General features: G+C 66.3%; 12 protein-coding genes. 7 read left to right on the top strand and 5 right to left on the bottom strand.

Features of this window, described 5'->3' with window-relative positions:
- Positions 1-7: 7 nt before the first annotated feature.
- From HU748_RS21330 to cbiE, 4 genes are all read right to left on the bottom strand, one after another.
- Positions 8-445, bottom strand: a complete 438-nt coding sequence (locus HU748_RS21330) for an NfeD family protein (RefSeq protein ID WP_186721850.1) — start codon at positions 443-445, stop codon at positions 8-10.
- Positions 446-580: 135 nt separating this feature from the next.
- Positions 581-1,300, bottom strand: coding sequence for a cobalt-precorrin-6A reductase (locus HU748_RS21335; RefSeq protein WP_186665992.1), 720 nt, complete (start codon positions 1,298-1,300; stop codon positions 581-583).
- On the bottom strand, positions 1,297-2,391 hold the full coding sequence (locus tag HU748_RS21340; RefSeq protein ID WP_186665994.1) for a cobalt-precorrin-5B (C(1))-methyltransferase: 1,095 nt from the start codon (positions 2,389-2,391) through the stop codon (positions 1,297-1,299). The genes HU748_RS21335 and HU748_RS21340 overlap by 4 nt, the downstream gene beginning before the upstream one ends.
- Positions 2,384-3,595: a precorrin-6y C5,15-methyltransferase (decarboxylating) subunit CbiE gene (cbiE, locus tag HU748_RS21345; protein WP_186721851.1), complete on the bottom strand. Its 1,212-nt coding sequence runs from the start codon at positions 3,593-3,595 to the stop codon at positions 2,384-2,386. Before cbiE ends, HU748_RS21340 begins: the two co-directional genes overlap by 8 nt.
- Before the next feature lie 182 nt (positions 3,596-3,777).
- On the opposite strand from cbiE, the gene cobG reads away from it, so the two are divergent.
- From cobG to HU748_RS21380, 7 genes are all read left to right on the top strand, one after another.
- Complete coding sequence (gene cobG, locus HU748_RS21350) at positions 3,778-5,094, top strand: precorrin-3B synthase (protein ID WP_186721852.1); 1,317 nt, start codon at positions 3,778-3,780, stop codon at positions 5,092-5,094.
- Positions 5,087-5,713 carry a precorrin-8X methylmutase gene (locus HU748_RS21355; RefSeq protein ID WP_054894218.1) on the top strand — a complete coding sequence of 209 codons (627 nt, stop codon included), beginning with the start codon at positions 5,087-5,089 and terminating at the stop codon, positions 5,711-5,713. The genes cobG and HU748_RS21355 overlap by 8 nt, the downstream gene beginning before the upstream one ends.
- On the top strand, positions 5,713-6,444 hold the full coding sequence (locus HU748_RS21360) for a precorrin-2 C(20)-methyltransferase (protein WP_186721902.1): 732 nt from the start codon (positions 5,713-5,715) through the stop codon (positions 6,442-6,444). Before HU748_RS21355 ends, HU748_RS21360 begins: the two co-directional genes overlap by 1 nt.
- A complete protein-coding gene (gene cobJ / locus HU748_RS21365; protein ID WP_186721853.1) occupies positions 6,432-8,138 on the top strand; it encodes a precorrin-3B C(17)-methyltransferase in 1,707 nt (568 codons plus the stop codon). The genes HU748_RS21360 and cobJ overlap by 13 nt, the downstream gene beginning before the upstream one ends.
- A gap of 92 nt (positions 8,139-8,230) precedes the next feature.
- The gene (locus HU748_RS21370) at positions 8,231-8,911 is read left to right on the top strand and encodes a hypothetical protein (protein ID WP_186721854.1); all 681 of its coding nucleotides are present in this window, start codon (positions 8,231-8,233) and stop codon (positions 8,909-8,911) included.
- A 60-nt stretch (positions 8,912-8,971) separates the two neighbouring features.
- A complete protein-coding gene (locus tag HU748_RS21375; RefSeq protein ID WP_186721855.1) occupies positions 8,972-9,652 on the top strand; it encodes a hypothetical protein in 681 nt (226 codons plus the stop codon).
- Positions 9,645-10,268 (top strand): hypothetical protein, encoded by a 624-nt coding sequence (locus HU748_RS21380; protein ID WP_186666002.1) that lies wholly within the window; start codon positions 9,645-9,647, stop codon positions 10,266-10,268. Before HU748_RS21375 ends, HU748_RS21380 begins: the two co-directional genes overlap by 8 nt.
- A 14-nt stretch (positions 10,269-10,282) precedes the next feature.
- Here HU748_RS21380 and HU748_RS21385 read toward each other — a convergent pair whose 3' ends face one another.
- On the bottom strand, positions 10,283-13,054 hold the full coding sequence (locus tag HU748_RS21385; RefSeq protein ID WP_186721857.1) for a response regulator: 2,772 nt from the start codon (positions 13,052-13,054) through the stop codon (positions 10,283-10,285).
- Between the last annotated feature and the right edge of the window lie 121 nt (positions 13,055-13,175).

Raw genomic sequence — 13,175 nt, forward strand, 5'->3', positions numbered from 1 at the left:
GACAGGTTCAGGGGCGGGTAACCCGCGCGGTGTTGCCTTCGATGGCTGCCAGGCGAACGCGCTCGCCGGCGGGGATGTCGCTGTCGGCGACGCAGGTCCATTCTTCGTTGCCGAGGATGGGCTTCTGGAAGCGCACCCGGCCTTTCTGGAACTGCGACACGCTGGCGGTCAGCAGGCCGACTTCACCGATCACGCTGTCTGCAGTCCAGCGTACGTCCGGCTTCTTGCGCCGGAACAGCTTGAACCACAGCAGGGTGGTGAGGGAGGAGAATGCCACCCACAGCAGCACCTGCATGTCCAGTTGCAGTGCACGGGCGGCCAGGGCAATCAGCGACACCAGGATGGCGCCGATGCCGAACCAGAGGATGAAGAAGGTTGGCAGGACCAGTTCGAGCAGGACCAGGGCGATGCCGAAGACGAGCCAGATCCACCATTGCATTTCCATATGGGCAGGGCCTTGCGGTGAGGGAGGCTGAAGTCTAAGGCAGGGGGAACTGGAAGACTATTCCGAGCTGGATGATGAATGTGTCGGAAATGGCTGGGGCTGCTGCGCAGCTCCCGCGCGAGCCGAGCCTGCTGCTCACATCGACAAGGCTTCGCGCAGTTGCGCCACCGATCCGAACAGCCGATTCACCTCCGGCAGCTCAGGCCGCTTCAACACCAGCACCGGCACCCCGCGCTCGCGCGCCACTTCAAGCTTCGGCTCGGTCGCGGCGCTGCCACTGTTCTTGCTCACCAGCACATCGATCTGGCGCCGTTCGAACAGCGCCCGCTCATCCTCGAGGTGGAACGGGCCACGGGCACCGATCACCTCGCAGCGATCATTGCCCGGGCAGGCTTCCAGGGCGCGCAAGGTCCAGAACTGGTGGGGCGGAATGTCTTCGAGATGTTGCAGCGGCTCGCGCCCCAGGGTGAACAACGGGCGCTTGAAAGGCGCCAGTGCGTCGATCAACTCATCCCAGCCCTCGACCTCGCGCCAGTCGTCACCCGGCTGCGGTTGCCAGGCGGGGCGACGCAAGGCCCAGCAGGGAATGCCCGCCGCCTTCGCCGCCTGCGCGGCATTGGCGCTGATCTGTGCGGCATAGGGGTGGGTGGCGTCGATCAGCAGCGCGATCCGTTCGCGTTGCAGGTAGTCGGCCAGGCCGTCGGCCCCGCCGTAACCGCCCACCCGCACCTGACAGGCCAGATCCTGCGGGATGCGGCCGATACCGGCGAGGCTGTAGACATGCTCAGGCCCCAGCAACCGGGCGATGGCCAGCGCCTCGGTGACGCCGCCCAGCAGCAGGATACGGCCGGTCATTGCACACCTGCCTTGCCGACGACACCGCCCTGACGGTCGATGGCGAATACCTCGACCTGCACCTGTGCAGGCACCACGCTGCGGGCGAATGCCAGGGCGTGGGCGCAGACGCTATCGCCCAGGGCGATACCGGCGGCATGGGCGAGCGCCAGTGCCTGTTGGCTGGTGTTGGCACCGATGATCGCCGCCTGCAGAGCGGGGTCCGCGCCGATATCCGCGGCCCAGCCTGCCAGTTGCGGCAGGTCGATGCTCGAATGACGGCTGTGCAGGTCCATGTGGCCGGCGGCCAGCTTGCTGATCTTGCCGAAACCGCCACACAGGGTCAGGCGCGGTACCGGCACTTTGCGCAGGTGCTTGAGCACCGCGCCGACGAAGTCGCCCATCTCGATCAGGGCGATCTCCGGCAGCCCGTAGACCCGGCGCATGGTGTCTTCGCTGGCGTTGCCAGTGCAGGCGGCGATGTGGGTGTAGCCGTTGGTGTGGGCCACGTCGATGCCCTGGTGGATCGAGGCGATGTAGGCCGAGCAGGAAAATGGCCGGACGATACCGCTGGTGCCGAGGATCGACAGCCCGCCGAGAATGCCCAGCCGCGGGTTCATGGTCTTGAGCGCAAGCTCCGCGCCACCCTGCACATTTACCGTGACCTCGAATCCGCCCGCGTAGGCGCAGTCGCCTGCCAGTCGCTGCAGGTGCTCGCTGATCATCCGCCGCGGCACGGGGTTGATCGCCGGTTCCCCGACTGCCAGTACCAGGCCGGGGCGCGTCACCGTGCCCACGCCTTGCCCGGCGACGAAGCGCACGCCCGGCTCGTCGGTCAGGCGTACCTGGCTGTAGAGCAGGGCACCGTGGGTCACGTCGGGATCGTCGCCTGCGTCTTTCAAGGTGCCGGCCTCGGCGCGCTCGCCGTCTCGGCGGCAGAATTCAAGGCGCATCTGCACCTGCTTGCCCTTGGGCAGGGTGATCTGCACGGCGTCGTTGGACTGGCCGGTGAGCAGCAACTGCGCTGCCGCCAGGCTGGTGGCGGTGGCACAACTGCCGGTGGTCAGGCCACTGCGAAGTGGCGCGGGCTGTTCGCGGGTTTCTTCACGCATCGAAGGGCTTCACCACCTCGAGCAGCGTGATCGGCAGAGCCTGGCGCCAGGTGTCGAAACTGCCTAGGGCCTGGGCCTGGGCCACATGGATGCGGGTCAGTTCGCCGCCGTGTCGCTCACGGAAATGCGCCAGGGCCAGTTCGCTCTGCAAGGTCACGGCATTGGCCACCAGCCGCCCTCCAGGGCGCAGGCGCTCCCAGCACAAGGGCAGTACGCCTTCGCCGGTGACGCCGCCGCCGATGAAAATAGCGTCGGGGCGTTCGAGACCGGCCAGGGCTTGTGGCGCCTTGCCGCGAATCAACTGCAGGCCAGGAACGCCGAGTTGGTCGCGGTTGAGTTCGATGAATGCCTGGCGACCTTCGTCGGCCTCGATGGCCAGTGCGCGGCAGCTGGGGTGGGCGCGCATCCATTCGATACCGATCGAGCCGCATCCGGCGCCGACATCCCACAGCAGTTCGCCGGGTTGAGGCGCCAGGCGTGCCAGGGTGATGGCGCGCACGTCGCGTTTGGTCAACTGGCCGTCGTGGCGAAAGGCGCTGTCGGGCAGGCCGCTGATCGGCGACAGGCGCGGGCTGTCCGGCGCTGCCTGGCATTCGATGGCGACCAGGTTCAGTGCTGCGGCCTGGGCGTGGGGCCAGTCTTCTGCGCTGCCATTCAGGTGCTTCTCATCGGGGCCGCCCAAGTGTTCGAACACCTGCATCCGGCTCGGGCCGAAGCCGCGTTCACGCAACAATTGCGCAATGGCTGCAGGGCTGTCGCCGTCATTGCTCAGCACCAGCAGGCGCACACCGCTGTAGAGCTGGGCATTGAGCGCCGCCAGCGGCCGCGCGACCACTGACACCACCTGCACCTCCTGCAACGGCCAGCCCAGGCGCGCGGCGGCCAGGGCGCAGGAGGAGGGCATCGACAGCACCTGCATCTGTTCGGCCGGGACCTGGCGCGCAAGGCTTGCGCCAACGCCGTAGAACATCGGGTCGCCGCTGGCCAGCACGCACACGGGCTCGCCGGACAGAGCCAGCACAGGGGCGAGGGAGAACGGGCTGGACCACGTCAGGCGCTCGCCGACCACGCAGCGTGGCAGCAGGGCGAGCTGACGCGGGCTGCCGAAGATACGTGCAGCAGACAGCAGCGCGCGCCGGGCCTGCTTGCCCAGGCCGCTGAAGCCGTCTTCGCCGATGCCTACTACTGTCAGCCAGGGGGTCATCTGATCATTTCCGTCGTGTTGGGAGTCGTGTCGCCTTTTTCGCGGGCAAGTCGCAGCGGCGAAAAGGACGACACGGTCCTGAAGCATTGCTCGACCATCGGCTTTTCATGCCGTCGGACAAAGCAGGCATAATACCGCGCCTTCTACACTGAAGCGCGTCTTCACGATTGCCGGATACCCCCTTGAAGCCACCCCACACACCCGCCGTTTCGCCCCGCCCCTCGGCCTGCCCGGGGTTGTGGCGCATCGTCGCGGCGCGAGATGGCGGCATTTGCCGGATCAAACTGCCCGGCGGCCTGCTGCTGGCCGAGCAGGCCGAGGCGGTGGCCGAGGCTGCCGAGCGCTTCGCCGGTGGAGTGATCGAGGCGACCAACCGCGCCAATTTGCAGATCCGCGGTATCGGCGACGACCACCTGGCGCTGGTCGGGCACCTGCTCGATGCTGGCCTGGGGCCGCGCGAGGCGGCCGGTGACGATGTCCGCAACCTGATGCTCAGCCCGCTGGCCGGTGTCGATCCGGCGATGTTGATCGACATTCGGCCGCTGGCCGGACAGATCCTGCACCTGCTGGAAACCACCCCGCGCCTGCATGAGTTGTCGGCCAAGTTCGCCGTGCAGCTCGACGCTGGCGAGTCCCTGGCGATGCTCGCGCACCCCCATGACCTGTGGTTGTCGGCGCTGCTGCTCGACCGGCAGGTGTGGCTGGCCTTCGGGCTGGCGGGCTGCCCGGGCGATGGCGCAACCCTTGGCGCCGTACCGCTGGACCAGGGAGTGGCATTGGTGCGGGCAGTGCTGGAGCGCTTCCTCGACCTTGCCACGCCCGAGCAGACACGGATGCGCCAGTTGCTGCAGACCTGTCCGGTGCAGGATTTCGTCGAAGGGCTGGGGCTGCCGATTCGTCGTGACAGCGCTGTGCGCCAATGGCGGCGAGCGCCCGCCAAGCCGCGCTGGCTCGGTATGTTGGCCCAGCGTGAGGGCAGTGCGTTCGGCGTGGCACCGCCGCTGGGGCGCTTGACGCCCGCCATGCTGCGCGGCCTGGCCAGGCTTGCGCGCGAGGCCGGTGATGGCAGCCTGCGCCTCACGCCCTGGCAGAGCCTGGTGCTGCCGAACTTCGACCCATCGCTGCTCGGGCAGGCCCAGGCCGAAACGAAGGCGCTGGGCATGATCAACGACGTCTTGCAGCCACTTGCACGCATCAGCGCTTGCACCGGTTCCAGCGGTTGCGCCAAGGGCCAGTCCGACACCAAGGCCGATGCGCAGGTGATAGCTGGGCTGCTGCACCATGGCGCCCCGGCCAGTGTGCACCTGACGGCTTGCCCGCGTTCCTGTGCCGTGGCCCATGTCGCCCCGGCCACCCTGCTGGCCCGTGCCCCCGGCCGTTATGACCTTTATCTTCGCGATGCGCGCCTGCCGGGTTTCGGCCGACTGCGCGCATCCGACCTTACCCCAGAAGAAGCAGGCGCCATGCTCGACCTGCCGACGGAGCACCTTGATGATTGACTACATCCGCGATGGTCAGGAGATCTATCGCAATTCCTTCCGCATCATTCGCGAGGAGGCTCGCCTGGAGCGGATTCCGGCCGATCTGGAAAAGCTCGCCGTGCGAGTGATCCACGCCTGCGGCATGGTCGAGGCGATCGACGGCCTGCAGTTTTCCGAAGGCGCCGGAACGGCGGGGCGCCAGGCCCTGGCCAAGGGCGCACCGATCCTCTGCGACGCGCACATGGTTGCCGAAGGCATCACCCGCGCGCGCCTGCCGGCCGACAACCCGGTCATCTGCACCCTGCGTGACCCCAGCGTGCCGGGCTTGGCCAAGGACGCCGGCAACACCCGCTCGGCGGTGGCCCTGGAGCTGTGGCGCCCGCATCTGGAGGGCAGCGTGGTGGTGATCGGCAATGCCCCGACCGCGCTGTTCTACTTGCTGGAAATGCTCGACGCGGGTGCGCCCAAGCCTGCGTTGATCCTCGGCTTCCCGGTAGGCTTCGTCGGCGCTGCCGAGTCCAAGGCGATGTTGGCCGCCGACAGCCGTGGTGTGCCGTTCGTCATCATGCAGGGGCGCCTGGGCGGTAGCGCCATGGCCGCCGCGGCTGTCAATGCCCTCGCCACGGAGGTGGAATGATGCAGCTTCGTGGACGTCTGCTCGGCCTGGGGGTCGGCCCCGGCGATCCGGAACTGATCACGGTCAAGGCCCTGCGCCTGCTGCGCGAAGCGCCGGTGGTGGCGTATTTCGTGGCCAAGGGCAAGCGCGGCAATGCCTTCGGTATCATCGAGGCGCATCTGCAGGCGCAGCAGACCCTGCTGCCACTGGTGTATCCGGTCACCACCGAGGTGCTGCCGGCACCACTGTCGTACGAGCAGGTGATCAGCGACTTCTACGACGAAGCCAGCGTGCAGGTGGCCGAACACCTGGATGCCGGTCGTGATGTGGCGGTGATCTGCGAAGGCGATCCGTTCTTCTACGGCTCCTACATGTACCTGCACGATCGCCTGGCCCAGCGCTACGAGGCCGAGGTGATCCCGGGCGTGTGCTCGATGCTCGGCGGGGCTTCCGTGCTCGGTGCGCCGCTGGTCTACCGCAACCAGACGCTGACCGTGCTCTCCGGTGTACTGCCCCACGAAGAGCTCAAGCGCCGCCTGGCCGACGCCGACGCCGCCGTGATCATGAAGCTTGGGCGCAACTTCCCCAAGGTACGCGAGGTGCTCGCCGAGCTGGGCCTGGACCAGCGCGCGCTGTACGTGGAGCGTGCAACCATGGCCAACCAGAAGATCGTCGCGCTGGACGCGGTCGATCCGCAGTCTTCGCCGTATTTCTCGCTGATCGTCGTACCGGGTGAAAAATGGCAGGGATGAACAGCGACAAGGCACCGGCCATCGTCATTCTCGGCCCTGGCAGCCTGGCCACCGCCCAGCGTATCCAGCAGCGTTATCCACAGGCGCGGATTCACGGCCTGAGCGGCCGGGTCGAGGGCGTCGAGCACGGCTACGAATCCTTCGGCGACACGCTGCGTGGGCTGTACCGCGAAGGTGTGCCGATCATCGCCCTGTGCGCGGCCGGGATCGTCATTCGTACTTTGGCGCCCCTGCTCGACGAGAAGGGCGCCGAGCCGCCGGTGCTGGCGGTGGCGGAGGACGGCAGCGCCGTGGTGCCGCTGCTGGGCGGCCTGAGCGGGGTCAATGTCATGGCCCGGGAGATTGGCGAAGTGCTGGGTGTGGCGGCGGCCATCACCACCAGCGGCGAGCTGCGTTTCGGCACCTGCCTGCTCAATCCGCCGGCAGGCTACGCCTTGGCAGACCTGGAGCAGGGCAAGCGCTTCGTCTCTGACCTGCTGGCCGGCGAGCGCGTGCGCATCGAAGGTACGGCGCCCTGGCTGGCCCAGGCGCAGTTGCCCGAAGACGCTGCGGCCCGACGCAGTATTCATGTCGGCTGCCAGGCGCGCCCGGCCAGCCGCGACGAGTTGCTGATCCATGCGCGCTCGGTACTGGTGGCTGTGCAGGCCGGGCAGGCCGATCTGCCTGCCCGTGTGCGTGACGCTTTGGCTGCGGCGAACATCGCCGACGCATCGCTGGCGTGCTTGCTGGCTGGTGACGATGCGCTGGCCGAGCCCGCCGTGCACGACGCCGCCCGAAGCCTGGGCGTGCCCCTGCGATTCGCGGCGGAGGGCGGCAGCCTGGTCGAGATGGCTGGACAGGCGCTTGCGGGCGCGCAACTGATCGAACAGGGTGAGGTGGTCATCGCTGTAGCGCCGGCGCCGATCGACCCGTTGCAGGTCGGACGTGCGCGCGGTCGCCTGGCTGTGATCGGCCTGGGCCCGGGGGCTGCGGAGTTCATGGTGCCGGCAGTCAAGGCCGAACTGGCCCGCGCCAACGATGTACTGGGCTACGAAACCTATGTGCGTATGGCCGGCCCCTTCCGCGCCGATCAGGTGCTGCACTGCACCGACAACCGCGAAGAGATGCAGCGTGCGCGTCACGCCTTCGAGCTTGCGGCGCAGGGGCGCTCGGTGGTGGTGGTCTCTTCGGGCGATCCTGGCGTGTTCGCCATGGCGGCTGCGGTGCTCGAGGCGCTGCATGAATCGAGCGATCCGGCCTGGCATCGCGTCGACCTGCAGATCCTGCCCGGCGTTTCCGCCTCCCTGGCCACCGCGGCCCAGGCCGGTGCACCGTTGGGGCACGATTTCTGCGTGATGTCGCTGTCGGACAACCTCAAGCCCTGGTCGATCATCGAGAAGCGCCTGGACCTGGCGGCGCAGGCCGACCTGGTGCTGGCGTTCTACAACCCGATCTCCCGCGCCCGGCCTTGGCAACTGGGGCAGGCCCTGGAGATCGTGCGCCGTCATCGGGATGGGCAGACCCCTGTGGTCCTGGGGCGCGACATCGGCAGGCCGGGGCAGAGCCTGAACGTCGTCTCGCTCTGCGAGTTGCTACCTGAGATGGTCGATATGCGCACCATGGTGCTGGTCGGCTCCAGTACGACCACCGTGTTCAAGCATGCCGATGGCGCGCAGTGGGTCTATACCCCGCGCTGGTATCCCCCGCACCGCTGACCTTATTGGAACTCCTTCAGTCCGCCAGGCCGAGCTGGCGCTGGCTAACGTGGTCGCCCCTGGTGTTCAGGGGCAACCCAAAGGAGTTTCAGATGAGCGATGATAAACAAGTCACCACCACCGACGCTGGCCTGCTGGTCGAGGGCAACTTGCTGGCCTGTGGTGCAGGCATGACGGCACAGAGCCGCCGCGACGTGAAGAACGCGTTCCACTTCGCCACCCTTGTCGCGGACAAGGCGCTGGATATCGAGGAAAACGGCAAGGCCTGGTACGACAAGTTCCTCGATGCGATGCGTGACCTGGGCTTCACCACCCCCCACCGCAGCTTCGAACTGGAAACCTCCTCGCAGTTGAGCGTCACGCTGGGCGCGGTGGGCGTGCGTATCATCGGTGCAGCCGGCACTGCACTGCTGGGCGGCACGAAGCTGGGCGCACTGGCCAAGCGGGCGTTCGACAAGCTGACCGACGTCGAAAAAGACACCCGCATCATTCATCACAAGAAAAAGAGCAAGGCCAGGGGCGTGGTCGGGATGGCGGCTTGCCTGGAAACCGAGCAAGGCGATGTGGTCATGGTGATGAGCTGTGTGCGTTCGACGGAGCCGAACCTGGATGAAGATGTACTGGGGGTGCAGTTCCAGCTCGAGAGGTCCGAGTACTACGCCGGCCAAGCGGTGCTGACGCTGAACAATTTCGTCTACGAGAAAGTGCGGGCCACGGTGGAGGAGAAGCTCGGCGTGCGCAGTGTCGAGAACATTCTGCAGTACGACATCTGATCAAGGGCGCGGGCTTGCGAGCACCGCGCTTTTTAGTTTCTACAGACCGGAAAACCTGCCATGACCTATGCAGATCACACGTTGATCCTGATTGGCCAGACCGTGTTGCTCGTGCCGCCAGGCATCGAGGTGCAGCAGCGCGAGGATGCCCTGGATTCACTGCACTACTGTCAGTTGCTGGCCAACAAGCACGCTGGCTCCTGCTTCGACGATCCCGACGCTTGGGCGGTTGCCTATCGCCAGGGTTTCGAGTCGCTGAACTGGATCAGGTTCGTCAGTGCGCATGATTGGATCGCCCTTGGACCAGGGGCTGCCCGCAACGAGGAGACGCCGCTCTTGAACTGGTTGAAGCAGCGCAAGATCGATGTCGATGGGGTACTGGCCACGTTGTCGAAGGCACTGACGGGCATGCCTGAGGGCCTGGACCATCTGCTGCGTTTCGCCGTGCGCAACGAGGCCGATACGGGCGAGCTGCACATCGAGTTCGGGCTGCTCGGTGCCGGGCCGATTCTCGACCTGTGCAGCGTGTCGCTGCGCTGCGAGCACCCGATCACGCGGGAGACGCTGGCCGCCGCTGCACAGCGTACGCAGCTGCAGGGCGAGCTGGCGGTACGGGCGCTGTCGCTGAACCTGAGCAAGCAGCACTTTGCTTCGCAGCGCTCGGACCTGCACAACTTGATACTCGACAAGGAACGCGAGAAGCCTCGTCGACTGACGCTGGGAGTGATGACACATGAATGAAGCCAATGCTGCTGTGATCGGGGCGGGCGTCGTCTCGTTCCTGCCGGGCTTGTCGCTGGCGCAGAAAGACAAGGTGAAACTGGCCCTGGCGTTGGCCGAGCGGGCCACACAGACGGCCTTCGACGAAGGGTTGGTGCAGGATTGGTTCGCCTACTACCGCAACCAGTTGAAGTTCATGGGCTGGGATGCGGTGTCTGCCGAGCAGGTCCACTGGCCGGATGCGGGGCGCGCCGAACAGGTCGACAAAGTCCTTGCGCTGATCACCAAGACCGCGGGGGAGCGATTCGCCAGCAATGTGGAAATGTCGTTGCAGCGCCTGCGCAACAGCCCGGAGACGCTCGCCACCTTGGAGAAGCACGCACGCGAGCGAGGGCACTTCCAGTTACTCCCTTGCGCTCCGGCCGGGCAGAACCGGGTCGATATGGTGCTGTATCACGAGGTCGATACTCAGGATGCCTGGCGCGCGGGCTTCATCACCCGCAAGCGCAGCATGAAGAACGTGCGCGCCGAGCTTGTACGGTTCAACATCCTGGCTTTCGAGAACAGCTACCTGTCCAAGGTGCACCAGCGGGTCGTGGAGGTATCCCTGAAGCGGATACACGACTACGACATTTGAGGGGGGCTGGGTGATCAGGGCGTGTGGAGGGGGCCGGTGGCCGCTTCGCGCTGGTTCGCCCAGAACTGGATCAGTTCGCGCAACTGCGACAGTTCCACCGGCTTGGCCATGTGCCCGTCCATGCCGGCCAGGCGTGCACGTTCCTTGTGCTCGCTGAGGATATGCGCGGTCAGTGCCACCACCGGGGTGCGCTGGCGCTGATTGGCCGCTTCCCAGTCACGCAGGCGCTGGGTCGCGGAGAAACCATCGAGAATCGGCATTTCGCAGTCCATGAGCACCAGGTCGTAGCGCTGCGCTTTCATGGCCTCGAAGGCCTCTTCGCCGTTGCTGGCCGTGTCGGGCTCGAGGTTGAGCTTGCCGAGCATGCCGCGGATCACCTTGGTCGAGATGCTGTTGTCTTCGGCGACCAGGATACGGAAGTCGGCGGGCAGGTCCAGCGGCGCCGGCGCGCCACCGAGGGCAGCAATGATCGCCGGCTCGCGGCCACGCTGGCTCAGTTCCTCGGCCAGGGTGGTCTTGAGCGTGTAGCCGGCCACCGGCTTGGCCAGGATGCGTTTGACCCCGGCATTGCGGGCGATGATCTTGCTGGGCGCGTTGCTGATGCCCGTCAGCATGATCACCAGGATGTCGTGGTTCAGGCTCGGGTCTTCCTTGATCTTGGCAGCCAGTTGCATGCCGGTCATTCCGGGCATGTTCTGATCGAGCAGCACGGCATCGAAGTAGTCGCGCAGGTGCGCCTTGGTGCGCAGCAGCGCCAGGGCTTCCTTGCCGGAGGGCACCGCACTGACGTTCATGCCCCAGGCGCTGCACTGTTGTACCAGCACCTTGCGGCAGGTGTCGTTATCGTCCACCACCAGCACCCGGGCATCGCGCAGCGGGCCGTCGAGATCGGCGGGCGGTTGTTCCAGGCGAAGCGGATCGAGCGGCAGTGTCAGCCACAGCGTATTGCCCAGGCTGGTGCTGGTCTTGATGCCGAATTCGCCGTGCATCAGGCCGATCAACTGCTTGGCGATCACCAGGCCCAGATGGCCGCCGAGCTTGTTGCTGGAGAGGAAGTGGTGGCTGTGCAGCTCGGCCTGCAGCAAAGCCTCGCGCTCGGCGCTGGCCATCGGTTCGCCGCTGTCCTGCACGGCGATACGCAGGCGCGGGGCGTCACCGCGCTGGTCGAGGGCCACCACCAGCAGGATTTCGCCCTGGTCGGTGTTCTTCAGGGCATTGTCCAGCAGGCTCGACAGCGCCTGGCGCAACCGCGTCGGATCGCCGCTGATCACGCGTGGCACCTGTGGCTGGGTGAAGCTGATCAGCTCGATGTTCTGCTGTTCGGCCTTGGCCCGGAAGATGTTCAGACAGTCTTCGATCAGTGCGTTGAGGTCGAACTGCACATCATCCAACTCGATCTGCCGCGACTCGAGCTTGGAGATGTCGAGGATTTCGTTGATCAGTGTGAGCAGCTCGTTGCCGGCACTGTGGATGGTTTGCACGTAGTCGCGCTGCTTGACCGACAACGGCGTGCCCAGCAGCAGCTCGGTCATGCCCAGCACGCCGTTCATCGGCGTGCGGATCTCGTGGCTGATCTTGGCCAGGAATTCGGCCTTGGCGTTGATCTCGGCGTCGCTGGCGGCGAGGGCACGGCTGGCACGCACGCGCTCCTCGTTGATCTTGCGCAGGCGCTCGCTGACCGCAAGGTTCAGCAACAGGCCGCTGACCACGGTCAGTCCCATCAGGATGATCAGCAGCCATGGGGTGGGGGTGCGTGTCAGACCGAGCAGCGCAGGCAGCAGGACTAGGCCGCCGAGGTTGAACACCAGCATGGCCAGGGTGAACAGGCGTGCGGGGTTGTAGCCCTTGTACCAGTAGTACGTACTGGCCAGGAGCATGCTCAGGCTGCCGAGGGCCAGCAGGGTGTAGGTGGTCAGGTTCAGCGGCAGGCTGTCGATGAACAGCAGGAGCAGGCCGCTGAGGGCGGCGATCAGCATTTCTGCCTGCAGGATGCGGGTGAGCCGCAACGAGGCGCAGGGCGAGAAGAAGCGCTGGGTGAAATACAGCCCGCAGAGCCCCGCCAGGACCAGCGTGAGGTAGGCGGCAGGCGTTTGCGCGCTGTGCCACAGGTGCCACCACGGGCCGCAGAGGTTGAGCAGGATCAAGGCGCTGAGCAGCATCAGCGCGTGGTAGAGCGCCAGTACCAGGGTGGTGCTGGAGCGCGTGTAGAAGAAGCGGATCAGGTTGTGCAGGATCAGCATCACTAGGCCGCCGAACAGCAGGCCGAACAGCAGCGGCTGGCGTTGGTCGATGGCCGCGCTGGCCGCCGATTCCAGAGAGATTGCCGGGCGTAACTGGTGTTCGGAGACCAGACGCACGTAAATATCCAGCGGTTGCGTGGCGTTGGGCAGTGGCAGAACGTGATCGCTGCCGCGCAGGGTAGGGCTGGCATTGCCCAGTTGTCGGCCATGGTGCAACTGGCGCAGTAGCGTGCCGCCGTCGAGGGCGTAGAGGTCCAGGCGCGACAGGTCGGGGGCGAAGATGCGCAGCAGGCGTTCCTGGTCGGCGGGCTCGAGGCGGTAGTGCAGCCACAGGGCCTGGTCGGGCAGGGCGGCATCCAGCGCGTCCAGTTGCAATGGGCTGAACTGGTTGCGGTAGCGGTCGGAGCGTACGTCGGAGAGCTGCAGGCTTGCCTGTTCATCGAGCAGCACAGACCACCCGCCGCCTTGTTCGGCTGCAGCCGGAAGCAGGCAGAGCAGGGTCAGCAAGCTGACGATCAGGGCAGTGGCAATCCGAAGCCGACGCACGACGAGATCCTTTCTTGGCTGATAAGCCGGATAACAACTATGCGCGGCGTGCCGCGCCAAAGGCAAGGCCCCGATGGGGCCCTGTCGACGAGCCGCAGGCCGCGCGCCATGGCGCTGCGAC

This window comes from Pseudomonas sp. RW3S2 (assembly GCF_014268955.1).
Lineage (GTDB): Bacteria > Pseudomonadota > Gammaproteobacteria > Pseudomonadales > Pseudomonadaceae > Aquipseudomonas > Aquipseudomonas wayambapalatensis.

Coding starts and splice junctions, on each gene's coding strand:
- HU748_RS21330 (WP_186721850.1), bottom strand. CDS start 445: ATGGAAATGCAATGGTGGATCTGGCTCGTCTTCGGCATCGCCCTGGTC.
- HU748_RS21335 (WP_186665992.1), bottom strand. CDS start 1,300: ATGACCGGCCGTATCCTGCTGCTGGGCGGCGTCACCGAGGCGCTGGCC.
- HU748_RS21340 (WP_186665994.1), bottom strand. CDS start 2,391: ATGCGTGAAGAAACCCGCGAACAGCCCGCGCCACTTCGCAGTGGCCTG.
- cbiE (WP_186721851.1), bottom strand. CDS start 3,595: ATGACCCCCTGGCTGACAGTAGTAGGCATCGGCGAAGACGGCTTCAGC.
- HU748_RS21355 (WP_054894218.1), top strand. CDS start 5,087: ATGATTGACTACATCCGCGATGGTCAGGAGATCTATCGCAATTCCTTC.
- HU748_RS21360 (WP_186721902.1), top strand. CDS start 5,713: ATGCAGCTTCGTGGACGTCTGCTCGGCCTGGGGGTCGGCCCCGGCGAT.
- cobJ (WP_186721853.1), top strand. CDS start 6,432: ATGGCAGGGATGAACAGCGACAAGGCACCGGCCATCGTCATTCTCGGC.
- HU748_RS21370 (WP_186721854.1), top strand. CDS start 8,231: ATGAGCGATGATAAACAAGTCACCACCACCGACGCTGGCCTGCTGGTC.
- HU748_RS21375 (WP_186721855.1), top strand. CDS start 8,972: ATGACCTATGCAGATCACACGTTGATCCTGATTGGCCAGACCGTGTTG.
- HU748_RS21380 (WP_186666002.1), top strand. CDS start 9,645: ATGAATGAAGCCAATGCTGCTGTGATCGGGGCGGGCGTCGTCTCGTTC.